General features: G+C 33.5%; 22 protein-coding genes. 11 read left to right on the plus strand and 11 right to left on the minus strand.

Annotated features, from left to right (window positions below; translation table 11 throughout):
* Positions 1 to 275: 275 nt before the first annotated feature.
* Both lon and AW729_RS09020 read right to left on the minus strand, forming a co-directional pair.
* Positions 276 to 2,759, minus strand: coding sequence for an endopeptidase La (gene lon, locus AW729_RS09015; protein WP_112124796.1), 2,484 nt, complete (start codon positions 2,757 to 2,759; stop codon positions 276 to 278).
* Positions 2,760 to 2,782: 23 nt separating this feature from the next.
* Entirely contained in the window at positions 2,783 to 3,091 is a 309-nt protein-coding gene (locus tag AW729_RS09020) for a metalloregulator ArsR/SmtB family transcription factor (protein ID WP_112124797.1), read from the minus strand.
* Positions 3,092 to 3,202: 111 nt separating this feature from the next.
* Between AW729_RS09020 and AW729_RS09025 the strand changes: the two genes are divergently transcribed.
* Positions 3,203 to 3,658, plus strand: a complete 456-nt coding sequence (locus AW729_RS09025) for a pyruvoyl-dependent arginine decarboxylase (protein WP_112124798.1) — start codon at positions 3,203 to 3,205, stop codon at positions 3,656 to 3,658.
* Between the two features lie 63 nt (positions 3,659 to 3,721).
* Here AW729_RS09025 and hisC read toward each other — a convergent pair whose 3' ends face one another.
* Complete coding sequence (gene hisC / locus AW729_RS09030) at positions 3,722 to 4,822, minus strand: histidinol-phosphate transaminase (RefSeq protein ID WP_112124799.1); 1,101 nt, start codon at positions 4,820 to 4,822, stop codon at positions 3,722 to 3,724.
* 54 nt (positions 4,823 to 4,876) lie between these two features.
* On the minus strand, positions 4,877 to 5,341 hold the full coding sequence (locus AW729_RS09035; protein WP_112124800.1) for a gamma carbonic anhydrase family protein: 465 nt from the start codon (positions 5,339 to 5,341) through the stop codon (positions 4,877 to 4,879).
* A gap of 265 nt (positions 5,342 to 5,606) precedes the next feature.
* Between AW729_RS09035 and AW729_RS09040 the strand changes: the two genes are divergently transcribed.
* A complete protein-coding gene (locus AW729_RS09040; RefSeq protein ID WP_112124801.1) occupies positions 5,607 to 6,323 on the plus strand; it encodes an anaerobic ribonucleoside-triphosphate reductase activating protein in 717 nt (238 codons plus the stop codon).
* A gap of 13 nt (positions 6,324 to 6,336) precedes the next feature.
* On the plus strand, positions 6,337 to 7,473 hold the full coding sequence (locus AW729_RS09045) for a tetratricopeptide repeat protein (RefSeq protein ID WP_112124802.1): 1,137 nt from the start codon (positions 6,337 to 6,339) through the stop codon (positions 7,471 to 7,473).
* 63 nt (positions 7,474 to 7,536) lie between these two features.
* On the opposite strand, the gene AW729_RS09050 is transcribed toward AW729_RS09045, so the two are convergent.
* Entirely contained in the window at positions 7,537 to 8,946 is a 1,410-nt protein-coding gene (locus AW729_RS09050) for a hypothetical protein (protein WP_112124803.1), read from the minus strand.
* A gap of 45 nt (positions 8,947 to 8,991) precedes the next feature.
* Positions 8,992 to 9,735, minus strand: a complete 744-nt coding sequence (locus AW729_RS09055) for a UPF0280 family protein (protein WP_112124804.1) — start codon at positions 9,733 to 9,735, stop codon at positions 8,992 to 8,994.
* A gap of 154 nt (positions 9,736 to 9,889) precedes the next feature.
* Between AW729_RS09055 and AW729_RS09060 the strand changes: the two genes are divergently transcribed.
* The 5 genes from AW729_RS09060 to cgi121 are packed head-to-tail and all read left to right on the plus strand — an operon-like array spanning position 9,890 to position 15,234.
* A complete protein-coding gene (locus AW729_RS09060) occupies positions 9,890 to 10,951 on the plus strand; it encodes a PH domain-containing protein (RefSeq protein WP_112124805.1) in 1,062 nt (353 codons plus the stop codon).
* A gap of 48 nt (positions 10,952 to 10,999) precedes the next feature.
* Complete coding sequence (locus AW729_RS09065) at positions 11,000 to 12,160, plus strand: NAD(P)/FAD-dependent oxidoreductase (protein WP_112124806.1); 1,161 nt, start codon at positions 11,000 to 11,002, stop codon at positions 12,158 to 12,160.
* The gene (locus AW729_RS09070) at positions 12,145 to 13,239 is read left to right on the plus strand and encodes a DNA methyltransferase (RefSeq protein WP_112124807.1); all 1,095 of its coding nucleotides are present in this window, start codon (positions 12,145 to 12,147) and stop codon (positions 13,237 to 13,239) included. Before AW729_RS09065 ends, AW729_RS09070 begins: the two co-directional genes overlap by 16 nt.
* On the plus strand, positions 13,224 to 14,711 hold the full coding sequence (locus AW729_RS09075; protein ID WP_112124808.1) for a (R)-citramalate synthase: 1,488 nt from the start codon (positions 13,224 to 13,226) through the stop codon (positions 14,709 to 14,711). The genes AW729_RS09070 and AW729_RS09075 overlap by 16 nt, the downstream gene beginning before the upstream one ends.
* Before the next feature lie 4 nt (positions 14,712 to 14,715).
* Positions 14,716 to 15,234: a KEOPS complex subunit Cgi121 gene (gene cgi121 / locus AW729_RS09080; protein ID WP_112124809.1), complete on the plus strand. Its 519-nt coding sequence runs from the start codon at positions 14,716 to 14,718 to the stop codon at positions 15,232 to 15,234.
* Between the two features lie 863 nt (positions 15,235 to 16,097).
* Here cgi121 and AW729_RS09090 read toward each other — a convergent pair.
* Positions 16,098 to 16,367, minus strand: a complete 270-nt coding sequence (locus AW729_RS09090; protein ID WP_162685879.1) for a hypothetical protein — start codon at positions 16,365 to 16,367, stop codon at positions 16,098 to 16,100.
* Positions 16,368 to 16,973: 606 nt separating this feature from the next.
* Positions 16,974 to 17,993 (minus strand): Fic family protein, encoded by a 1,020-nt coding sequence (locus tag AW729_RS09095; protein WP_112124812.1) that lies wholly within the window; start codon positions 17,991 to 17,993, stop codon positions 16,974 to 16,976.
* Between the two features lie 459 nt (positions 17,994 to 18,452).
* On the opposite strand from AW729_RS09095, the gene AW729_RS09100 reads away from it, so the two are divergent.
* A complete protein-coding gene (locus tag AW729_RS09100; protein ID WP_162685880.1) occupies positions 18,453 to 18,722 on the plus strand; it encodes a hypothetical protein in 270 nt (89 codons plus the stop codon).
* Here the strand turns inward: AW729_RS09100 and AW729_RS09105 are convergent.
* Positions 18,719 to 19,705, minus strand: coding sequence for a hypothetical protein (locus tag AW729_RS09105; RefSeq protein WP_112124814.1), 987 nt, complete (start codon positions 19,703 to 19,705; stop codon positions 18,719 to 18,721). The genes AW729_RS09100 and AW729_RS09105 overlap by 4 nt on opposite strands.
* A 9-nt stretch (positions 19,706 to 19,714) precedes the next feature.
* Complete coding sequence (locus tag AW729_RS09110) at positions 19,715 to 20,881, minus strand: Nre family DNA repair protein (protein ID WP_112124815.1); 1,167 nt, start codon at positions 20,879 to 20,881, stop codon at positions 19,715 to 19,717.
* Positions 20,882 to 20,981: 100 nt separating this feature from the next.
* On the opposite strand from AW729_RS09110, the gene AW729_RS09115 reads away from it, so the two are divergent.
* Positions 20,982 to 21,773 (plus strand): pyrroline-5-carboxylate reductase, encoded by a 792-nt coding sequence (locus AW729_RS09115; protein WP_112124816.1) that lies wholly within the window; start codon positions 20,982 to 20,984, stop codon positions 21,771 to 21,773.
* 67 nt (positions 21,774 to 21,840) lie between these two features.
* Here the strand turns inward: AW729_RS09115 and AW729_RS09120 are convergent, their stop codons facing one another.
* Positions 21,841 to 25,392, minus strand: a complete 3,552-nt coding sequence (locus tag AW729_RS09120) for a hypothetical protein (RefSeq protein WP_112124817.1) — start codon at positions 25,390 to 25,392, stop codon at positions 21,841 to 21,843.
* A 451-nt stretch (positions 25,393 to 25,843) separates the two neighbouring features.
* Between AW729_RS09120 and AW729_RS09125 the strand changes: the two genes are divergently transcribed.
* On the plus strand, positions 25,844 to 26,770 hold the full coding sequence (locus AW729_RS09125; RefSeq protein ID WP_162685881.1) for an FkbM family methyltransferase: 927 nt from the start codon (positions 25,844 to 25,846) through the stop codon (positions 26,768 to 26,770).
* Positions 26,771 to 26,970 lie beyond the last annotated feature (200 nt).

Here is a 26,970-nt window from a genome sequence, read left to right on the forward strand (position 1 = left end):
CTTTAATGCCTTTTTAAATAATAATGAAATTCCGGATATCACTTTGAAATATTTACGATAGCATATATGGTATATATGGTGCTTGTTTTGGTTATAAGCGATTATCGATTGGCTTGTGATTTTATTAAGGATTGTATTGGCCGGAATATTTAATTAGAAATGGGCAAATTGAATAAAGATGATAAAATTCAGGGTAATTTTCATTTAAGGGTTAGTTTAAAATATATTGCCTGTAATCTTTTTAAAAAAAGGTATGGGGGTTAAATAAAACATTTTTAAGTTTCTGAGGTTATTTCTTCAATTTTTAAATTCAATTTCTTGGATTCGGGTAACTTGATGTGCAATGCTTCTTCCAGAACTTCCTCTATTCTTGTCACTGCCTTGAATTCCAGTGCTTGTTTTACTTCATCCGGCACTTCATCAAGGTCTTTTACGTTCTTTTCAGGTATTATTACTCTTTTTATTCCTGATCTGTATGCGGCTATTGATTTTTCTTTCAGTCCGCCTATTGGAAGTACTTCTCCTCTTAATGATATTTCACCAGTCATTGCTAGTTTGGAGTCTACTGGAATGCCGGTTATGAGGGAAGCCAGTGTTGTAAGAAGTGTAACTCCCGCGGACGGTCCGTCTTTTGGTATTGCTCCCGCCGGTACGTGGATATGTATGTCGTAGTTGTTTAAGCTGTCTTCTAGTAATGGGCTAAAGTGTGACTTTATCAGGCTCTGTGCAATCTGTGCCGATTCCTTCATAACATCCCCCAATTGTCCCGTAATTTTTAGATTGCCCTCACCGGGCATCATTATTGCCTCTACAAACAATATGTCTCCACCAACCGATGTCCATGCAAGTCCCGTCACAACACCTGCCGGGTTCTTATCGGCAACCACATCATAATGGGCTTTTTCAGCTCCAAGCATGTCATATACCATGTCGTTGCTAACGACGTATGGTCTTTCTACATTGTCCACCACTATCTTTTCGGTTGTTTTACGTGCTATCGCAGCTATTTGACGTTTTAATTCACGCACTCCTGCTTCCCTTGTATATCTTTCGATTACCGTTTCTATAACTTCATCCTCTATTATCAAGTCATCCTTTGTCAGGCCGTGGTCTTCAAGTACATCTGGTATTAGATGTTCCTTTGCAATGTGTAACTTTTCGTTATTTGTGTACGTTTTGAGTTCTATTATTTCAAGCCTATCACGAAGTGGTCCAGGTATGTCCTCCAAGTAGTTTGCCGTTGCTATAAAGAATACGTCGGACAGGTCATAGGCAACTTCCAGGTAATGGTCTGAAAAGGTGTCATTCTGTTCGGGATCCAGTACTTCAAGTAAGGCACTTGTAGGGTTGCCATTTATTGAAGCAGTTAACTTATCAATCTCGTCCAATACAAATACGGGGTTGCTTTGGCCGGCCTTCTTCATACCGGTGATTATTCTACCAGGTAACGCTCCAAGATAGGTTCTTCTGTGTCCGCGTATTTCTGATTCATCCTTTACTCCTCCAAGGCTTGCCCTAACGTAGGGTCTATCCAGTGCTGTTGCAATGCTACGTCCAAGACTGGTTTTACCTGTACCTGGTGGTCCTACAAATAGGAGTATTGATCCTTGTTTTTCATCCTTCATTTTAAGGACTGTCAAATGTTGTATTATTCTTTCCTTAACCTTTTCTAATCCGTAGTGATCTTTATCTAATTGTTCTTGAGCTTTTTTAATGTCTATCTTCTGTTTTTCTGCTTTATGCCATGGAAGGCTTAGTATTGTATCCAAATAATTTCTTATGATATTTTCTTCAGCATTGTTCTGTCCTTGTCGTTCAAGTTTATTCAGCTCTTCATATGCTACTTCTTCCACTTCTTTTGGTAGATTTGCCTCTTCTATTCGTTCTCGGTATGTTTTTCTGGATTTGGATGAATCAGTCATGTTGAGCTCTTCCTGTATCATCTTCATCTGTTCACGCAGAAGATTTTCCTTGTGGATTTTACTCATGTTCTCGTTGATTCTTCTGGCAATATCCATTTGTATGCTCATGGCGTCTTTTTGTTCTATAAGCAATTGGATTATGCGTAAAACTCTTATCTTAACGGAATCTATCTCAAGAAGTTCCTGTTTTTTATCGATTGTTATTTTCATGTATGGGAATATGCGGGATATTTTCTCTTCAACATCCTCCTCGTTAATAAGTCCCCTGATGAATACCTCCGAATTCGGTATGAATTTGGATATTTCAAGTATTGTTTCATTAATATCCCTGTTCATCTGTTCTGACTCTTCGGGTGTGATGGTATTTTCTTCTGTTACTATTCTATATTTTGCATGATAATATTCTCCATTGTCGGTCAGTTGCATTATTTCAACCTTGTCCTTCACACTTAATTCCAAGGTATACTCTGCCTCGTTTTCCTCCAGGTTTTCTATCTTCAATATGCTTCCTATATTGTAGAACTCCATTTTCGTATTGTCATCGGTAATCTTCTTGGGAGTTAATACGATTCCTTCCTGATTTTCATTTATACTTTTTAACAGATTGTCGGTATTGAACTTGTCAAGAGGAATTGTCAAGTGGGTATGTGGTAGAAATACCGTATTTGGAATTACGAGTATTGGTAATTCTCCATCATATTCAATTATTTTTTCTTCTTGAGCGGATAGGGGGTATGTTAATTTATTTTCGTTATATTTAACCTCTGTTATTATTTCATTATTTTCTCTTAATTTTTGGGTAAATGATAAATCTTTTTTCTCATCATTATTATTCATAAGTAATATTCTCTCCTATCTATTTATTTCAATATCATTTGGAATAAAGCATCTATGCACTCTTTATGTTGTGACATTATTTTTGTATTGATTCTATAATAAATATTGTTTCCTTTTTTTTCTGATTTCACGATTCTTGACGTTTTTAATAGTTTCAAATGCTGGGAAGCGGCGGGTTGTGTTATGTTTAACTCTTTTGCGATTTGATTTACTGTCACTTCCTTGTCGTCACTTTTTGAAAGGATGCAGATTATCTTTAAACGATTGGGATTGCTTAGAATTTTAAATGTTTCTTCCAATTCCTCTTCATTTGCATTATTGAATTTTTCCATGCTATTACTATATAAGCATATACTTATATACTTATCATTTATCTAAATTTTTAAAAAGTTAAATGTATAATATAATTATAAGTGAAGAAATATTTTTTGGAGAAGGAGATAATGGAAATATCATTAACAAAAGGAAAATCAGAAGGACCAACAAAATTAAATGCATTTGACAATGCATTGCTTGATGCAAAAATCGGAAATGTAAATTTAATACCCGTATCCAGTATGTTGCCGCCAAATGCACGTCTTGTAGACATGCCTAAATTGGAGATAGGTGCAATGACAAACTGTGTACTTGCACATCAATACTCACAGACTCCCGGCGATAAGATATCTGCAGTAATAGCCTATGCCCAGGCAGAAGAGATGGGATGTGTGGTAGAGGCTACCGGAATTAACAAAACAAAAATGGAATTGATGGATGAAGCAAGATTCATGGCAGAATACATGATAGAAAAAAGAAATCTTACGATAACCGACTATAAATCAATCATGGAAACACATAAAGTGGAACAAAAAGCAAGTGTAGTGGCAGCATTAATATATCATGATCCCATACGACATTAACATGTTAAAAATGGGAATGCTTCTAAAATCCGTAAAAAAAGTAGATTGATAGTGGAATAATAACTATTCAACTATACTTTTTAATATTTCTATAAAACGCTCATTTTTAGGGTGAGTTTCAACACTGATTCGAATATAATACTCATCCATATCTTGGAAACTTGTACAGTCCCGTACAATAACGCCCCTTTTCATAAGCTCTTTAGCTAACTCTGCGGCAGTAAAACCTGTCCTGCGTATATCCATTAATAAGTAATTGGATTTTGACTTATAGATGGTTATGTTTTCAATCTTATCAATACTTTCATAGAGGTACTCCCTTTCGGCAATTGACTTTCTGGTGGATTTTTCGATATACTCCTTATCACTTAACGTTGCAATCACAGCTTTTTGTGAAAGAACGGTTACACTAAAGACAGGTTTTATCCTGGACATCTTCTCAAGCAATTCCGGGTTTGACAATCCATAACCAATTCTTAAACCGGCAAGACCCAACACCTTGGAGAATGTCCTGATGATAAATACGTTGTCGTACTTATCCAATAGATCAATATTGTTGACTTCAGCAAACTCCCAGTATGCCTCATCCACTACAACCAATGCATCGGTAGATTCTATAACACGGATAATATCTTCACGTGGGATAAGTCCTCCCGTAGGATTGTTTGGAGTACATAGGAATATTGCCTTGGTCCTGTCTGTTATGTTGTCAAGGACACTGTCCACATCCAACCGATTCTTGTTTACATCCCACTTGGCATAAACGGCCTTTGCATTGTGCTGTTTAAATACATATTCATAGTAAGTGTAGGTAGGAGGATGTACGATAAATTCATCTCCGGGGTCAATCAATGCCTTGGCAAGAACGTCAAATATTTCATCGGCTCCATCTCCACCGACAATCACTTGATTTTGATTAACGCCGGCATATTCAGCTATCTTTTCCTTCAAGTATTCATGATTGCTTTCAGGATATCTGTTAATCTCATCAACCGAATCGATGATTGCTTGTCTGGCCTTTGGAGAAGCTCCCCATGGATTTTCATTAGAACCCAACTTGATGATGTCCTCCTCTTTAACGCCATACTCTTCCATTATTTCCTTCTTGGATCTACCCGGTACATAAGTAGTGTATTCATTTAAAATCTCTCTAGTATTAACCATATTTTCACTCGGATTTATTTGTTTTTCATACTTGATTATAATATATGTTTTTACTTATTGATTAAATGCTAGGTTAACATATTCATCAGCATTTTCCTGAATACTTTCAATCTGTTCTTCGGATAATTGACGTACTGCCTTTGCAGGACTTCCAATGATTAGTGATCCTTCAGGGAATTCTTTGTTCTCAGTTACAAGAGCACCCGCTCCAACCAAACAGTTTTTGGATATTTTGGCACCATTCAATATGATGGCACCCATGCCTATCAGTACGTTGTCTTCTATGGTACAACCATGTATTATTGCACCATGCCCTATCGACACATTCTTACCAATTTTAACTGGATAGTTCTTACTTACATGAACCACACAGTTATCCTGAATGTTGGAGTTTTCATCAACACTTATCGGGGCCTGATCACCTCTGACTACTGCATTGTACCATACTGAAACGTTATCTTTAAGTTCTACATCTCCCACTACTTTTGCTCCGTCATATATTTTAGCTTTATTTTTCATCTTTTTTTCACCTTGTATTATTCGGTTTATACTATTTTATCGTTACATGTATATATAATATATTTTTTCTTTTTTATCCCTTTCTTGAATAATTGGCCTATTTTTTCAACTATTTTTTCATTAGGATATATTAAAACGATTAACTATAACAGCTAACATGTAATTCAGATGGACATGTAATCATATATCATCTCAAAAAAATACTTTTATTAATATTTTTTAACATATATTATCTTAATTACCCAAGTAAAATTTTCGTGATATAATGAACATTCAACCGACATACTCCTCACTTGATTATCCAGGTAAAATGGCACTGGTCCTGTTTATACCTGGCTGTGACTTAAGATGCAAATACTGTCACAACCCCCAGTTGTTGAAGAATGAAAAGTTTGCTCCATGGGAATTGGAGGAGGTTTTTGACGCGGTTGATGAAAATATCGATTTTATCGATGCAATAGTCATAAGCGGTGGAGAACCATTGTTGCATGTTGACGTCGTTAAAAAGTTCATTAAAAAAGCAAAAAAAGAGAACCTGCTTATAAAATTAGATACCAATGGTTTACACCCCGATGGTGTGGAGAAAGTTATTAAATCATTGGACTATGTTGCCATGGATATTAAAGCCCCACTGGATGAATATTATAAGATAAGTGATGTATATCCTAAAAATGCTAGGCAATTAATCACTCGGTCCATTGACATCATAAGACAAAACAAGGTATTTCTTGAGTGCCGTACAACATATGTGCCCACGTTATTGACAAAGGATGATGTTGTAAATCTTGTATCTGATATCGATTGTGACATGTATACATTACAGCAATTCAGAAATAGATTGACATTTGATTCAAGCTTGGCAAATGTAACGGAACCTAATCCCGAAGATTTACTGGAGATTGTCCAGTCACTAGACACTCAAATTCCGGAAATTCATCTTAAATCAAATCAATTTGGAAACCAGACTATAAAAAAACAGTAACAAGTGTGTAAAAATGCCTATATTATTATTTAAAAACAAGGATATTGATTTAATAACAGGTAAACGTAACATAACAATAAGAAGATTATGGAAGACACCACTATATCGTGGCGATCGTTTATACTGTTATTGGAATATTCTCTCAAAGGAACGTGAAAAGTTATTTGAAGCAGAAGTAACCCGCGTCAATATCTTAACGTATGATGAGATAATTCATGACTCCAAGCTGGCCTCTGATTTGGGATATAAAAGTCTCAGGGAACTGGAGGATGACTTGAAAAAAACATATCCAAACAATCATAACAAGGATGACGAGTTTCAGATATTCTCATTTAAAAAGCTTCCAACAGATCAATGGGAAGGGCCGGTTATAAATCAAAAAACGATGATAATTAAGAAGGCGGACGTGCTCTTTGAGCTGGGTAAATATGAACAGTCTTCAATATGTTACAAGGCTGCACTGGAATATGATAAGGATGACACATACCTTTTAAATCGTATAGGAGATAACCTAACACGTCTGGGTCAATTCGGGGATGCCGTAAAGCATTACAAGAAAGCCATCAAAATAGAGCCGGATAACGAATATCTATATAACAACATAGCAATAGCATATCTTAACAGGGGAGACTTCGAAAAGGCATTGGAAGCCAATACCGAAGCGTTAAAAATCAATTCACAGAATACGACAGTTCTCTACTGGAGGGGATTGATATATGAAATGCTGAATGACTTTGACAGGGCACTCAAATTCTTTGACTATGTACTTCGTATAGATGATACCAACCCTGAAGTATGGAATGAAAAGGCAACAATATTAAACATGTTGGGTAAAAGTGAGGAGGCATTGCTTGCCTATGACAAGTCAATAGAGTTATGTCTTGATAATCGTATGGATGATGCAAACATGTGGGCAAGTAAGGGAAATACTCTTCTGGGTCTTCAAAGATATGCCGAAGCGATAATGTGCTATGATAATGCATTAAAGACCGATAAGTACAATCCAATCATATTGAACAATAAGGGAGTGGCACACATGGAATTGGACAACTTCCATGATGCCATTGAATGTTTTACGAAGGTACTTGTGATGTATCCTGATAATCCGGATGCACAGGTACTTAAAGAAGTATGTCTTGATAACCTATAACTCCCTTTCCAATGTTTTTTTTATTATGTTGTCAAGGATTTCAACTCTTTTCAATATGTTTTTTTAATTATAATTTACAGTGCCCCGTTTATTGCTGCTTTCTGCCATTGGCTGGTTGGAGTTATAGATGTTCTTATCGTTATCAAGGTCTTCTATAATATTTCCGGTTATCTTTGAATTGAACGTGTTGTTTTTGGCATTGATTATGCCGGCTACATCGGTATATGCCACCACGCCCTGAATATCCTTACCTTCAATATTATTTTCAAATTTGTTATTTTCCATAGTAACATTTGCCATATTGTTATAGAGCACTCCTCCCCTGCTTAAGTTTCCGACCATTTTGTTAGTGAATGTGTTGTCTGAAATAACGGCGGTGGAATTTCTATTGAATATCACTCCACCCTTACTGCAGTAAGCGGTACTTGTTACATCCTTTTGTATGTGGTTATCGTTTATGGTATTGTTTATAAACTCCAAATCTCCTATTTCATGGTACAGGACGCCTCCACGTAATTCTCCATCCGTATTGTCATTATCAAAGACGTTGTTTCTAATGGTTATGTTGGCTTCATAATTGTCAATGATTCCGCCCCTGATAACTTCAACATCCTTAAGTGTATTTTGATGGAAGCTGTTATTTGTTATATTGGTGTTCGTATGGTTATAACAGTGGATACATCTTCCCTTGTTGTTTGTGAAATTATTTTGGTCTATTATATTCAATCCGCCGGACACGCTGTATACTATGGCAGTCCTTTCATTATTATCATCTTTGTTTGCAATGTTTTGCTTAAACGTACTGTTTGTAATGTTTAATAAACCCCCATATTCACCAGTACTCCAAATTGCACCGCCCACATGGTTTACCGTATTGTTTATGAATGTCGAATCGGTGATTGTGGCATTTCCCCTATTTGTCAGGACGCTTCCCTTTTTGTCTCCAACGTTGTTTATGAATGTGCAGTTGATTACGTTTAGATTTGCCGGACTAATCATTTCAAATACGCCGGCATGATCTTTATCATCATGCACTGTATTTTTAACTATTAAATTTTTAAGTGTAATGTTGCAGTTATCAAAGTGCATGAACCTGTTCTTGTTTTGTCCGTCTATTGTATGTCCGTTTCCGTCTATCGTTAACTCCTGTTTGCTGTTGTCATTGCTTCTATATAAAATGGCCTCGGTGATGTTGTAATTTCCATCCTCTAGTGTTATGAGATATGATTCGTTATTATTGTTGCTGTTGTATTTTTCAATAGTGTCCTTCAACTCTTTGTAGCTGTGAACCTTAACTTCCGTAACGTTTGGGGAATCCTTGTTACCCATGAGAGTATCTTTTATTGAATCTATCTCATTGTTTATACGTTGTGTTATGTCCTCATTTGATTTATCGGTCAGTGCACTTATTGCAGTGGCCTGTGAGATAAAAACGATTAATATCATGGCTAAAATTAAATATTTATATTTCATATCCTCCACCTTTATCTATTCTTTTTGTCATAGTTCTAATTATAATTATCCCATGTCATGTCCGTCACTACCATTATTGTTTATGCTTAACAGTTTGGGGATATGGCCGTTTTTTGCAATCAAATCATCCTTTATCACTATCATTGCATCATAGTACTGTTTATAGTCATCCGATGCATCAAGGACATTGTTTATGATTTCTTCATTATCCTTTCCATTGGCCATATTTGCAAATCTGGTTGCAAGTCCATCGGCGATGCTGGCTTCTGTGGAAAATACAATCGTGGCATCACTCACTCCAAAGCTTTTTGAATGACCGAATGTTCCACTGGAAGTACATATTCCATATCCATCTCTTTTTTTATCAATCTCAAATGCCAGGTTGTTGTAGTAACTATTTTCTCCTGCATACACACTTATTATTGATTTTTTATCTGTCTTTAAGCAAATGTCTCCACCATTTTCAATAATTGAATATTTCGTATTAAGTTTGCCGAGGTACTCTATGCATATTTGACTAATGCTACCGGCAACTGATGCCATTGGCCCGGTATCTGATATTCTGCTCGAGTTTATCATCAAGTTCAGTATACGTTCATCGTTTAATTTTTCATCATACAATTCAATTTTTTCATATCCATTGAATTGAGGATACCTGTTTATGGCATCCCTTACTATTTGTCTTTGTCTGGTTATAACATCCTCAAGATTATCATTTTCTATGTCCGTTTTTAAATGAATATGGGTGGATTCTATATTTATGTCTTTAACATTGTATTTCTCATGCATATTACTATCTTTGTCAATTGGATAATTTCTTTTTTATTGTAAATTTTTTCTATTCACTTTCAGGCTATTTCTCCCCAAAAATAAATATCTATATTATTCTTGTTTTACATATATATTTAACATATTTAGAAAAAATATTGGAGATTATTAATTCATGATGCCAAAACCTAAACAATCCAAGAGCAATCATAACTTCAAGAATGAAGTTAACAGAATGTCATCTGAACGTGTATTATATGAATCTCAGCCAAATGTAATATTATATTCCGATAATTTTATATTCAAAATTATAGTACTGTTCATTTTAGTTTTCATGTTTAGTCCTATACTGGCCTTAGTCTATAGGATTCAAGGAACGTTGCAATCTAATTATCAGTTACAATTTATCAACATGACCTATATTGCAGAGATAATACTCTTCCTATGCATTATAGTAATTATTGTAAAATTGGTGCTTGATTACCTGGATTGGAAGAATACCCTATATACATTGACGGATAAACGTATTATAATTAAAAGAGGCCTTTTTGAAAAGGAAAAAATCAGTATGCCCTATGCAAAGGTTCAGGATATTGACGTTTCACAATCCGTTCTTGAAAGAATGCTTGGAGCCGGAGATATAGTAATCTATGGAGGACGTGATAACGTTGAAACAATCCTCGATGAAGTTCCTAATCCCAGGGAGGTTGAAGAAATCATTCTCAACCAGGTAAATCAGTCAAATTATGCATATACGCAAAGTCAAATTCCCGCCGGATATAATAATTTTGAAAATTATGCTTATAATCCAAATATGGAAAATGGGTATCATGTCTCTAGAAATAACAGACGATATGATGAGAGGAATAATTCAAGAAACAGGCAGTCTTATGGGGGACATGTTCCTAAGGATAATGCTCATGACAGGTATGTGCGTACTGTTAATGAGGACTATGAAAGGGGAACTAATGAATATGAGGATTATACTAGGGGAACTGATGAAGATTTCAATACCTATGATGATAGGGAATACTTTGAGGAGCATGAAGATAATTCCAGAAATGATGTTTATGATTCTAAAGATAATTCAAATGTACATTATTTCAATACAGAGGATAATCAAGGGTCTTCATTTATAAATAAACAGGATAATGATAAAAAAATAGATAAATCAAATAAAAAATTAAATAAGGATGATTTATTGTCAATAAACAAGAGAAAATTTAAAAAATCTTAAATATTTTATTATTTGAATAGTTTCTATAACGAATAAGGTGTGTGTCAAATGACGGATTATGATGTAATAGTGGTAGGTGCTGGTCCGATAGGTTCTACTTATGCATATCACATGGCAAACAAGGGGTATAGTGTTGCAATATTTGATATGAAAAATAGGATTGGAGAACCGTTACAATGTGCCGGTATCGTTTCGACAAATATCACGCTCACTGAAAGACTACCCGAAGAAATAATATACAATAAAGTAAAAGGAGCAAAGATATACTCACCTAACAAAACACTATTATATGTAAAAAAAGAAGAAACGGTTGCATATGTTCTTGATAGGGTTTATTATGATAAATATCTCTTTCAAAGAGCATTAGATGCCGGAACAACGCCATATTTATCTTCAAGAGTACTTGATGTTGATATGGAAAATACCAGCATAAAAACCATCGACAACACTTACACCTCCAAAATCATAGCGGTAGCAGCCGGTCCGGTATCATCAACATCAAGGAAGATGAATCCCGACCTAAATGACGAATCATTCACGGCAATACAATACACGCTGGATACAAAAAAACAGGATACACAAAACGTGATATTGGAAGTACATAATGAATTGCTGCCCGGCTTTTTATGGAAAATACCAGTGACGGATACAAAACAACGTTTAGGTTTATTTACCGATGCTTCATATAAAACTGCAGACAACCTCCTAAGAAATGCAATGAATGATGATGATATCATTATAGAAAAACACACTGGATTAATTCCAAAATACAATAAGGATAAAAAAATAGTTTACAATAACACCATACTTATAGGTGACTCTGCAAGTCAGATAAAACCCACAACCGGTGGGGGATTAATAGTCGGATCAAACATGGCGCGTTTGGCATCAGACAAATCCGATTTAATGCTAAAGGATAATGACAATAACCACCTATTGGAATATGAAAGGGAATATCATAAACGATATGACCATGAATTTAAGGCACAGCAAAATGTCCAGAGTATAATCAGGGAATTATCCGATGATGACTTTGATTACATGTTTGAACAACTACAGGAACATGATGTGGACAAAATAATATCAGAATACGGTGACATGGATACGCAAACACCATTATTGAAACAACTGGTCAAAAGTGGAATAATATTTAAATTGTTACCAAAAATAGGAGTCAGGAGGCTGAAAAACATATGGAAATCACTATAATTTTATCACAGGAAAATGAAACATTACCTAAGGCGGAACTTATTGCAAGGATGGAAACATTAAACATTGGATATGACATACTCGAGGAATATCCGGGTGTAATAATACTTGACGTTGACGCCGACAGGACAATGGTAGACAAGTTGGGAAGCCATCTGGCATACTCCCATGAAGTACTTGAAAACATTAAGCATACAACGGTGGAGGAAATCATAAAGGACTCTAATGAAATTCCATGGGATGAAATAATCGATGACTCATTCAAGGTAAGGGTCCGACGAATAGGCAATGGGCCAATCGCAAGAAATGAATTGGAACGACACATCGGGGGAATAATAAAACAATCATCCAATATGCCAGTATCACTGGATAACGCGGCATATACCATAAAGTTAATATTTACCGATCCAACAGAACACGTAAATGAACATAAAGAAGTATCAATATCAAAATACAACAAGATAATCATAGCCAAAAGCATAGTCCAGCAGGACAAGAAACATTTCTTCGACAACAAACCACACAAAAGACCATACTTCCACCCGGGTTCAATGAGTCCAAAACTGGCCTTATGTATGGTTAACCTGGCACATGTCCATGAAAATGACGTTGTACTTGACCCGTTCTGTGGAACCGGTGGAATACTTATAGAGGCAGGATGCTTAAACACAAAGCTAATAGCAAGTGACCTTGAAAGACACATGGTAGAAGGAACAAAACTAAACCTGGAAGCAGAAGGATTCAAGGATTTTAAGGTTTACTGGGAAGACGTTAGAAAACTGGAATTAAACGAAAGAGTAGATGCCGTTGCAATGGATCCTCCATATGGAATATCAACCACACTCGGCGGAATCGATACAAAAAAACTTTATCATGAGGCACTCATAGCAATAAGCAAATATCTTAAGGATGACGGGTATATATGCATGGCAAGTCCCCACTACATAGACTTATATGAAGTAATAGAGGACACACCACTTGAAATATTGGAACAACACTCAATAAGAATGCATAAAAGCTTAACAAGAATAATAACAGTATTATCCAAAAAGAGGGGATATAAATGTTTGAAAATCTAAGAATACTGGATACAACTCTAAGGGATGGTGAACAAACACCAGGAGTACTGATAACATCCAACGAAAAACTAAAGATAGCACTCAAACTTGATGAATTGGGAGTGGACGTGATAGAGGCAGGCTCAGCAATAACCTCCAATGATGAACAAAAAAGCATCAAATCAATAACAGAAAACAACTTAAACGCTGAGATATGTAGCTTTGCAAGACCACTTAAGATAGACATTGACACGGCAATAGACTGTGGTGTAGATAGCATTCACCTGGTAATACCATCATCAGATTTGCATATACAGCAGAAGCTAAGAAAATCACGTGAAGAAGTAGAAAAGATGGCCGTAGATGCAACGGAGTATGCTAAAAGTCATGGACTGATAGTGGAGCTATCAACAGAGGATGCGACAAGAACAAGTGTGGATGACTTAAAGCAGTTATATACAAAGTGCATTGATGCAGGCTGTGACAGGATATGTGCATGTGACACGATAGGATTATTAACACCCGAAAGATCATATGAATTCTACAGCCAACTTTCAACCCTTGATGTACCTCTTAGCGTTCATTGTCACAACGACTTCGGACTAGCAGTGGCAAACACGCTTGCAGCACTAAGGGCAGGTGCAACACAGGCACATGTAACCATAAATGGATTAGGTGAAAGAGCAGGAAACGCTTCATGTGAAGAATTGATAATGGCAATAGAATCATTATACACTGAAAAAACACACATTAATACGGAACTTTTCTATGAAACCTCACAGCTAGTTGAAAGAATATCCGGCGTAACCCTACAGACAAACAAGGCAATAGTAGGAGCCAATGCATTTGCACATGAATCAGGAATACACGCCGATGGAGTGCTTAAAAACTCCGATACTTATGAGCCTATGAAACCAGAAAAGGTAGGTCATAGAAGAAGATTCATCCTCGGAAAACATGTTGGAAAACACGTGATAAGAGAAAAAATCAAGGAAACAAAAACGGAAGTTAGCGAAGATGAATTAAACCGCATATTTGAAAGGGTAAAATCATTATCCGACATGGGAAAAACAGTAACCGACGTTGACCTGCAGGCAATAACCGATGAAATACTAAGCATAAATCCTGAGGATTCACTTATCCTGGAAGAATACACGACAGTATCCGGAAACCGTATGACGCCAACGGCATCAGTAAAGGTAAACATCAACAACAGGGAAAAAATAGAGGCAGGTGTTGGAGTAGGACCGGTTGATGCGGCAATAGAGGCAATAAGAAAAACAGTAGCCGATACGGCCGATATCACACTCGAAGAATACCACGTGGATGCAATAACCGGTGGAACAGACGCCCTTATTGACGTACTTGTAAAACTCAAGCATGACGATAAGATAATAACCTCACGCAGTACAGAACCCGATATCATCATGGCAAGTGTAGAAGCATACCTTAAGGGCGTAAATAAGATACTTACCGATAAAAAACGGGGATAGAAACATGCAGGACTTACAGGATGAATTGCTATTTCAGTATGATATAAATGTACATGCCTATGAAGACTGTATCATTGATGACATCCCCTCCTTTTTAAAGGAGATTGATAAGATAACTATACTCAAGGAGGATTCTATAATACAGCTATTGGACTGTGACTATATCTGTGGAATGAGTCATCTAAGACAAGCAATAAGCCAGGTGATAAAGGCATTTGATGAAAAACAGAACTTTGCAAATGATAAGGGCTTGGAGATATGTGTCAGATTATCCGGTCAAAAGCAGATAAGTCAGGCACTTAAGCTATTGGGAATCAAAAAAAAGGGAAATATATTGGTTGTATACGTTAATTGTAGTGATAAACAGGTGGAATTAACCGAAAAATTATTATCCGGTAGAAATGATACTTTAATAGAGGAATATGATGTGGATTCAATCATAGAAGCATATAATCTATCCGGTAGTGAGAATTTAGTTGGTGCCATATGTGAAAAAATAGCATTGCTTGCACTTAAAAACTAAAATAATTAATGTGGGAAATTATCTGAAAAAACTAATATGGATGACCCTTCAATTAACTCTTTTTAGAATAGATTCTCAAATAATTTTCTATTTTTAAGCGGTGTTTAATCAAAGAGTTACTTCTATAGCAATCGATTTTTTGACCTTTGTTTTGCTGTAACTGTTAGTTATTGTTTTTCTTTTTTTAATCAATAAACACTTCATTTATTCTTTTTTAGATTATTATCAGCCTATTACTTATTTTATTTCCGTCAACAGATTGAGGCTTCATTCTTCGATTTTAATTCCTAAAAACTTTGGATAGGGTTTATCATAATACTTGCACATGGTACATAGATAAGTATCATAGATGACATATGCCGAGTACATCATGATAAAGATGCCGAGGTAATAAATATTTTTTTTATTCATGAAATTAAGGAATGGTAGACTCCAATTGGAATAAATCCAATAAAAGTATATAACATCCAATATTAAACTTATAGTTACTTGAACAGCACATCGTTTAAATAATCCATTGAAATAATTACCCAAACCATTAATAAAGAAAAAGGAAGAAAAAAAGGAAATGATTGTAGGGAGCAACTCATCTTTCAATGAAAAAGCTAATCTTCCGAAGTTTTCTTTTTTAATATAAATATACATATATTGAACAAAAAATATTCCTAAAATGTAATAAACATTATTCCAATAGAAGAGTGTAATTCCAAAAATTTTTAAGAACGAAATTGGAAAAACTGACAAATAATCCTTAAATAAAATATCGATACGTCTATAACCTAATTGACTTAATAAGTACAATGAATGAATTATTATAATTATTAACAGTAAATCCGTCCAAATTTTATAATTTTTAAATGTCATTATAAAATTCCCCCTAAATAGTAATCATATATTGAATCATATCTTCCATTATAATAATTGAATTCCTCTTCTGTTAAATTTCTTTTTCCGTTAGTATCATACACAACCATATCCGTGTAGTCTAAACTTCCCCAACGACTTATCTTTATTCTGACAACCTTATTATTATCCTCTAATTCTTGCGGACTGTTATATGTTATGTTATTATATGCATCATAATCATGCATACTTAACGATAAATAACCATCAGTAATAGCGTAATATTCCATATTGTTGCTTGTATCTATATATGCTATTACTTAACAATTAATGGTTTAATTGCTCTTATATATAAAGTTTATCATGTTTAAACAATTTATAATTATAAAATGGAAATATAAACACTGTATAGACTAATATATCATTTTTAAAAAACAATAATTATGAATATTTTCCAAATAATCTTCAATTTCGTTTATTAAAAAAGATATTTCCATTAGCAATGTATTAATAAATATTTATATTATTTAATTGATTGTCGATTATAATGTATTTCTGATTTGTATATATTTGATAATATATCTAAAAAAATTGATTAATTAATTGTCATAAAACAAATAACAATATTTTTCTCTAAATTAATTTTATAGGGTAATTATTATTTTAGGAATCTTTGTGTGGTTATATATAGAAATAAGAATTTTTAATTTAGTTTTTCTATATTGGATCATAGTGAATTATTAATTACTCAGAATATAATGGGTTGATGATTAATGTATGTTTTGGTTGATGATTAATTTTTGAAAAAGATGTAAAGATGATATTTTACCAATCAAAGCCTTTTTATTAAAGATAGAAAAAGTAGTTTGGTTGATGATTAAAGTTGATGATTATAATCATTGTAATATGTATATAGTACTTCTACCTTTTCCAACTCTTTTTATCAATTTTTTATCTTTTAATTTTTTAATAATTTTATAACTGGCTTGAGAAGAAATGTTTAACATATTCTGAATATCTTTATTTTTTACCTGTTTTTTTTCTTCAAGTAATGTTAATACAGAAATTTCATTTGGGGTTAATTCTATGGTATTATCATATTTTGATGTAATTTGAGTTAAAGTCAATACTTCGTTTTTTACTTTTTCGATTGAATACAATACGCCCTGACAAAAGTATTCTAACCAAATAGTTAAGTCATGATTTTTATCTGCATTATTTAGTGCATCAACATATGCTTGTCTGTCCTTATTATAATATTCATCCAATGTAAAGTAGTTATCAATATTGAATTCATTCATTGATAATATTAATGTAGCCATAATTCTGCTGGTACGTCCATTGCCATCAATAAAAGGATGTATACGTACTAATTCGTAATGAAGAATTCCTGCAGTAATAACAGGATACATTTCACTTGTACAATTGTTTAACCAGCTTATCAATTCTTCTACTAAATAAGGTACTTTATAAGCATCAGGTGGTACGTAATTAATTTGTTTGGTATGTATATTGCCGATAATCACACTGGTATCCCTAAATTTACCTTCATATGCTGGATTTCTTAACAAATCTTTGGTCAACTCTTTATGTAATGACAGAAGGGTATTTTTTGTAATCTTTTTATCTGAATATTTTTCTAAATGATTCAATACATTAAAGTAATTTAAAACTTCTTGTTCTGCTTTTGTAACCGGTTTTTGATTGTTTATAATTAATGTTTTTACTTCCTCTAATTTTAAAGGATTTCCCTCAATTGATGTTGAATAATGGGAAGACTTGATAAGAGCTTCCTGCTTTAATTGTGTATCATATAATGGAATTATCTTTGCATTACTAATTATCTCCTTGGCTGAAGCAATTTTTGCAATATAATTTACAATTTTATTTGTATATGTAAATTTCGGTTCAAACATAATATCAACTTATAACCATTATTAATTATTATAATATAAGGGGTTGATGATTAATGTATGTTTTGGTTGATGATTAATTTTTGAAAAAGATGTAAAGATGATATTTTACCAATCAAAGCCTTTTTATTAAAGATAGAAAAAGTAGTTTGGTTGATGATTAAAGTTGATGATTATAATTTTTAGAATTAAATTAATTTAGAGACTTGCTAAAAATTAGTATAAGAGGGTTTGCTAAAAGTCAAATTTTCAAAAAGAAAGGGATTTATGTTGTTTCTTGAGAAGTTTAAAGCTGTTTTTAGAAAATATTATTATAGTTTTGGTGAAGTCCCATAAAACAAAAAAAAGCATTATTTCTTTTATTCGAGAATTGTCCAAAATTTTTTCATAGATTGTTTTTTCTAATTGAAATTTATTTGAACTTTATGTCTAATGATGCTAAGTGAGATGATGGTAATTTGGGTGTCTGTAGGAGTTCATTTAATGTGGGGTGGTGTTGATTTTTCTTTTATCCTCCATTTTATGGCTGTTAAGGATAAAATCAGAATCTGTTTTAATTCAAGCTATCACTTTTCTAATAAAGTATTCTCGAGGGATAATAATCCATACAACAAGTTAAAGGTATATGGGGGGACAATAGTGGCATGCATCTTAAAAAGGGGGTTCACACTAAACAGAATTAAAGAAGATTCTGGGCATGTAAAAAAGGTTTTTAAGAAAATGATTATTTAATCATCATATATTTTTTCAACAATGATTTCGGTCAGATAATCCATGTTTTCTTCTGTCAAATAATCAACATCTATGTTTTTTACTTCAATGTTTACTGATGGTATTTTTAATCTGTTATAGTTAGGACCGGTTGTTATTATTGATTTGTTATCAGCTATTTTCAATTCCTGTTTTATCCTGTATGCTAAGTCTTTTGCTTTCTTTTTGCTTTCTGTTGTTATGATTGTGTTGATGCCGGCGGAGTTTTCATAAACTATCTTATGCGTATCATCCATGAGTTTTTTGGATAAATTCTTTTTTAGATAAGTGTTTGCTTCTATTGTTTTTTTAAGTATTTCGGGGGATTTTCTTATCTCATGTGCTATGGCAGCACAGGTAATCTTGTCTGCCTTGAATGACTTGAGCAAGTGATTGTTAAATGTTATCTTTTTGGTTATGTTGTTTATGAATCCACCGTTTTCACAGTTTACTATCTTGGGACTTCCGGTGGATGCTATCTGCACGTCGCAGTGGGTGTTGATTTTTTCACAGCCTACTGTTCCTGAAATATCCAATATTAACACTACGTCATGTAGATTACATAAGTCATATATTTTATCACCAGGGTGCGTTGCAGTATATGCAATTAGTGATGTGATATACATGGACTTTATGTCATAACTTTCAATATAATCATTCAATACTTCAAGATTTATCATACCCTTGTCGGTTGGAATTTCAAGGTATTTCTTACCCAATATGTCACATGACTTCTTGAATCCATTCCATCCACCCATATCCACAGTAAGGATAGGCTCCGGCAGTGCTTCTGCAACAGTAAAAATACAGCTATTGGCACTATTCATGATGTGGGTCTGACCTGATGGATGAATCTCTTGAATGGATTCTACAGCATCAACATAAAAGTCCTGACTGGAATCCACAGCCTCTTTCATGATTTTTTTTGTATCATCACTTATCTTCTTATATTCCAATTTCAACATAAAATTCCCCTAGAAGAACTGATCAAGAGTTGTCTGGCGGTGCTTTATAATATCATCAAGCAAGTCCCCCGCCAACCTAAAGTCCTTGACGGTTAATTTAAGTTTCGTTTCAATATAGTCAAGTGCATTGTTCAATGTCTCAAACTCATTATATGGACTGTTCATTGCATGTCTGATATTTTCACGTACGTTGAACACGCCCAGTGGTATGTAGTTTTCATTGGCTTCCCTGAATACGATACAGCAGGCCTGCAATTTGTCCCTTTCTAATTGTTCAAGAATGGCCATCTTGGCGGTATAGTAGCATCCCCCTACACGTGAATACTCCTTTTTGCCCTTGTTGTTTTCATAATCGGTAAATATCATCGTTCCCTTGCCATGGATATCAAGGAATGCCTCCATCCACTCATACTGCCATGGACTTGGAATCTCAAGAATTGCATAGTAATTGTTGAGGCTGGAATACTCGTATACGCGGTATGTGTCCAGCTGTGAATAGTATTTTACCTTGTCAAGCAGTCTATCGGCTATTGTAGTGTCAACGGCGGTTATTGACCAGCGGGTAGGTACAAGTTTTCTGTTGTCCTTAACTCCCATTGTACCTACACTGAATGCCTTCTGTATCTGTGAGAAAGGAATATCCTTGTCATGCAATATTTCAACGGCATCTGCCGCCTTAAGATCAGTATCATAGTAAGTCTTTTCCAACTGGTGATCCCATTTGACGTTATCTATGTCGAACTTCTTCAGGACGGCACTGGGTCCATGGGGGGCATTCTCTGCACTGAATGTCATGCCACGAGGTTTTTTATTAAACTCCGCTTCACTTTGAATGGACTTTGATGCCATGGATATTTCCTGAAGCTTTTCAACATAGTTGTTTTCAAGGTCTGTAATTCCTATTGTTTGCTTTCCGCGTACAAGATTCAACCTGTATGCTATGATGTCCTGCTGGGAGGTATTGTTGTTGACCCACGCTTCGGGGTTGTCCATTATTGCCGAGTCCTCATAGCTGGGTGCAAGAAGTGGTCCGGCAAATACCTTAGGATAATTGTATGTACCGATAAATACGGAAGGAGGGGTTGTTCCATCTAACTGCTTGTCTACCTTCGTTGACTTCATGTTATACAATTGCCGTGTTATCTGTTTCAGGTATGCATACTTACTTTCAATCATCTTAAATTACCTCCTTCACCATACTATAATATATTATTCTCTTTAAGACATATGTTATTTTGGTTAATTATTTTATCTAAAAATAAGAAATAATTATAATATGAATAATAAAATTACTGAAAATAAAATCGGAATAATAGGTGCGGGAAATATCGGACAATCATTAATAATAAAATTGCTTAAAGAAGGTTATCCCGAAGAAAATATCAAATTAACATATAGAGGTTCAATATTTACCTTTGAAAAGATATATGACAACAACCTTGTGGATATGATAAGTGACAATTCAAGGATTGTAGAAGAATCGGACATACTCATTCTCAGTGTTCCGCCACAGGCATTCAAACAGATAGGGGACTTCGGACTCAAAGAGGATAATCTTGTAATATCATTCATGGCAGGAATATCCATAGATGAGATTAAAAAGCAAACGGGATCTGATAATGTAGTCAGGGTAATGCCGACCGGACCAGATACAATATTAGACTCAAATGCCATAGCTGGTGTGTATCCTGAAAATGATGATGCATGTGAACTACTTGATTTATTGGACATTGATTATTATATTCTTGACATGGAGGATGATATGAAATACATGACGCTTATCGGATGTTTGCCGGCGGTGTACTGTGTGTATGATTATGAATCTGTTGAGAATAAGGAGGTGGTTGATAAGTTCTCCAAGGAATTTCCACTATTTAAAGAATTATCATATAAGGCTTCCCTATTAGTTCCAAACGAGGACAAGGAGGAATTTGTAAAAAAGGTCGCAACTCCTGGTGGAGTTACGCAAAAGATATTATTTTCGCTTGATAACGGTGAATCGTTTTATGATTCATTGGTCATAGCTTTGGATTATATAGATAAGTTGAATGATATGATATTTGTCTGAAATTTTTTAAAAAAAGAAAAAAAGTAATGTTGTAAAACAAGGTTATTGTTTTACATTCACTTATATTTTAGTTGACAGTCAACGTTTTTGTGTCTTCTATTCTATCATAGTTTGGTGATAGGAAAACCGCTGTTATGTTATATGTGCCTTCTGTATAGTTTGAAGGTAATGTGTAGTCAAAGCTTACCTGATTGTTTGAGACTTTGGCATAGATGACTTTGCCGTTTTCATCTTTTATTGATTTACCGTTTATCTTGAATACTACTTTTCCGGTGTTTATCGTGGCATCTGTGTTTATTGTTGCCGTGAGTGTGACTGTACCGCCGACTGTCGTGGTAATGTCTTCTGTTGTTATTGTCGGTTCGGCCGTTATTGTTATTTCTGTTTTTTCACTTGACATTTTAGCTACATCACTTGAACCGGAGTATACTGCCTGTATAGTTGAGCCTTTGTTTGCCCAGCTTTCCGGTACTGTGAAGTCTTCTACGCTAGCTGTACCGTTTACTACTTTGGCATAGATTACCTTGCCGTTAGCGTCTTTTAATGTCTTACCATTTACCTTGAATGATACTTTACCCTTGGATATATTTCCTGCTACTTCTTTTGAACTTTCAGTTCCATAGTATATGCTTGCTGTTATGTTTGCAGTTTGTCCCGGAGTAAATTCCGTGGTATCTACCACAAGTGAGTATTCTTTAACTATTTTAGGCAAGTTATTTTCTATGATGTTATTTGTACCATTGTAGTCAAATACTGATTCATCACCTTTTAGTTCTGGTGAAACCAGATAGTTTTCAGTTACAATATTTCCTGTACCTTCATTTATTTCTACAGTATTTGTATAATTTTCTACATTTACAGTATTATCTTGACTTACTGTATTGTTGGAGTGGTCTATGAATATTGCTCTACCAGTTGTAGTGTTTATTGTGTTGTTGGTGATGTTTATTCCCACACTCGTAAATCTGGTGTATACACCAACTGTTCTTGAAGTTAGATAATCCACAGTACTTTCAGTAGCATTGTTTGTACCGTTTGCTACGATTGTATTACCGGATATTGTTACGTTTTCTCCTATTGCACCTATACCCATCGGTACACGGCTTGTAAGGGTTATATTGTTATTTGATATGTTAAGGTTATTTCCCCCATAAATTTCTACACCATATGATTGACCTGCATCACAGATGATTGTATTGTTGATGTATGATACATTTTCAATCGAGTATTCATTTGGTACATATTGGTATCCTTTGTATGAGTAGTCAAGTATTAATGCTCCATATGCTACATGTGGATTTTGGTTAGCGTTTTCACCATAACCTGCTGTTACGTTGATGTAGTTGTTCTCTAATGTGTTGTTTGCTATGTTACTGCTTTCGACGTTGATTCCACAAGCGTAATAACCAGTACATTCTGAGTTTATGGTGTTATTACTAATAATGTTGTTGCTTCCTCTTGCTACCACTCCATAAACGCATTGGCTTCCTTTTACATTGACTGTATTGTTTACAAATGTAGTATTACTTTTTAGGTATACACCATACATTGAACTATATTCATTGTTATCATAATAAGTTTCAGTTTCATTGAAATTTATAACACTATTTGTTATAGTTAAATTACTATAAGTTGACATATCATTAATTGCTATGGTATACGGTAGTGATGCAGCACTTTCCCAGTTTATAGGACAGGTATCAGATATCATATTAACAGTCACATTATTTAAACAAACATTAGGAATACCATCTCTGATATTTGTAGTGTAAATTTCCACAGGATTTATATTTTTGTCCAGAACACTATTATCATCTAATTTTAATGTTGCTTTAGAATTTATTGTAATATTTTCAAGTAATGTTCCAGCTAATGTGTATTTAGAGGGAGTAGATATTTTAATCATGGACTCAGAATAAGATTCGCCATAATTAAAAGTCATATTAGAATATTCAACTCTATTCATCATAAGATAAGAGTTTAACATTACATTATTTAATGTCAGATTATTTATTCCAGATACTTTAATAGTGGATTTTCTTGCAGCTTTATTTGAGAAAGTAAAAGATAATACTCTCGTTTTAGATGGAAGATATCCTATATTGAATATGTATGTTGCATTTGCCGTTGTAATTAAATTAGGTGCATCAGGCCATACAGAAGCAGATTCTTCATCAAATTGGAAGTATTGATTAAATGATTCTTCATCGATAATATTATAAGTAAACGTATTTTCATTATCACCCTTTAGATTTTTGTTACTATTTGTAATCATATCAGAATCATCAATACAATATTCACAGTCATCACAATATACTATTACAATATTATTTGATGAACCAGTAATAGAAGTAATATTGTTACACTCACATTTACTTGTATTAGTTGCTGATGATCCTACCTTTAATGTTCCAATAGTATTATTACATAAGTAATTGTTTTTTCCTGTTACACTTACATTTGTAGCGGTATTACATATGAATGTACAGTTTTCTACTAGTGTAACTGCATTTAATGTATTGTATGTGATTGTACTGTTATTTGTTGCCTTAAATGTAGCTCCATTATATATTGTGTTATTAACATAATTATTTCCTTTGTATCTTTCACTATTGTTACCAATTTGTGGTGTTGCAGGATCAGTATATGCCCATTGTGTTGTTATACCTTGACCATAAATATCTACAATGTTGTTTTTTATATTGTTATCATGACCAGTAAGCGTAATACCATAAGTGATATTAGATTCACCTTGAGGTCTGGATATTTTATTGTTAGTGATATTGTTATATGAATTGAGTTCAATATCATCAATGTTCATTCCTACAATATTGTATGTTGTAAGATATAATAAATTTCCCACATTTCCACTACCTGTGATGTTATTATTATGAATAGTACAGTGGTGAGCTGCTGCAAGTACTAATGTACTACTTCCAGAATTGTTTGTTGTAGAGAATCTTGAATTTTCTACTGTTACATAACTTGAATTATCTCTTATTGAAAATACTCCTACTCCTTGACCAATTCTTTGATTATTAACCACTACTTCAATATTATCAAAAGTAACATTAGTAGTGTTTCTCACAAATATTTGGGTGTTGTTGAAGGTTATGTTTGTTATTGTTGAACCTGCCGCTCCGTTATCGAAGATGAATGAAGAACCGGTTTCGTTTCCAAAGTAACTTCCACTTGTCGTGTTTAACGTTATTGTATGGTTTTTACCGAATAAATTTACTTGTTTGGTTATAATGTAAGTAGTATTTGTTTTACTGATGTTAACTTCAAATGTTATGTTGGATCCATTGTCTATGTCGTCTTTCAATGTACGAATATTTGAAGAATTGGTAAATAACTCATCGAAATCATGTTCATTATTAATTGTGTAATTGCCTCGTGTGTTTTGTTTTATATTTTTAGTTTGAACTGGATTATCTGTATTGTCACTTGTGGGTATGCTGTCGACAGTATTTGTTTCTGCATGTTCTGATGCTACTGTTGTTGTTTCTATTACATCAGAGTTTGTATCATCAACAACATCGGATGCTGATGCTATGGATATGCATGCAAGTACTACAAGTGTTAATAAGAAAAATCCTTTTAGGTATTTTCCTGTCATATTTTTAAAAACTCCGTTAAATTAATTAGGTTAACTTTCATATTATTTGAATAAATTATCGTTAAAACTATATTACCTAATTAATGATATTGTCTTGTAATGCTTTTTTGTTCATTTTTTGATGTTTCTTTGTAAATTAAATCAATACTGTGTGTTTTTTACTGTTTATTGTTTTGAAATTGTTTGATAATATATGTAATTGTTAGATTAAAGTTATGATTTATTTAATTAGTTTATAGTTTATAATTAATTTTTAAATAATAGAATTTTAACCTATTTTTTAAATATATTCTAATTTATTAATATAAGTTATTAATTTAGATAATTATATATAAAATTCGGAATATATTATATTATAAGTATTAATTAATAAAATTTTAATTTTAATTTAAAAAAATTTTATTTTATAATTATTTTTAATAATAAAAAAATAATCAGAAGGATGTATCTTATGCATATAATTCAATATTATAAATTAATCAAAGAAATATTCAGAACCACCAATAATCCAGTAACTGTACTACTTTATAGAGCAGGAATAATCAATGAAACAAAAATCAGTACAAAAAATTATGGGTTATTTAAAATTACAGGTGATTGGGAAAATACATTTATTTTCAATTTAATCTATTCATATCTTGTAAACATACCTCCAGAGATTAAACCCTCAAAGGAGGATATCACAGTCTTCAGAAACTTCATAAATGATATATTAATTAAAAAAGATACAATAACCGTTGATAATCTAACCTTCGTAAACAACAATACAATATGCACAGTAAGTGAACGTTTAACCGATAAATATAATGTAACATTAAATGTTAAAGACAAAGTAGTTTTGGATTTAGGGGCTAACATTTGTGATACTGCATTATACTATGCAAAAGATGGTGCTAAGAAAGTTTACTCATATGAAGCATCACCCACGGTTTATACCGTTGCACTCAAAAACCTAGACTTAAATCCACAATACAAAGACATAATTGAAATACATAATATCGCAATATCAGACAAAAAGGTGTTGCATCTACCCATTGAAGATGATACTTTTAGTGCAATAACCTCCGAGTACAATGATACGACTAATAAAGAAATCGTGGAAGTAAAAACAATCACCATTAATGAGATTGTGGAGAATCTTAATGGAAACGTTGATGTTCTAAAGTTAGACATTGAAGGTAGTGAATTCGATCTTGTTGATAATACTGATTTTAGTGTTTTCGATGAAATGTTAATCGAATATCATAGTAGTTTAACCGGAATTTCAAGAAACGTTATAACCGACAAACTGGAAAATCAAGGATTCAATGTTGAAGTTCTCCAAACAGCATACTATGATATAGATGACTTCGGACTTATACATGCGACTAAAAATTAGGTAAGGGGTGATATCGGATTTAAAAAAGTTAAAAATTTAATGAAAAAAGAAAATCTTTTTTGTACTCTACACGTGTTTTTAGAGTATTTTTTTAGGGAGTTTTTATTTTCTTTTTTGTTTTTACAAGTTATATTATGTTTTTAATAAGGAGTGGTGAGTTTTTTTAGACTTAAGAATGTTTTTTGTTTTAATAGGTGATT

It is taken from the genome of Methanosphaera sp. BMS, from assembly GCF_003268005.1.
GTDB lineage: Archaea > Methanobacteriota > Methanobacteria > Methanobacteriales > Methanobacteriaceae > Methanosphaera.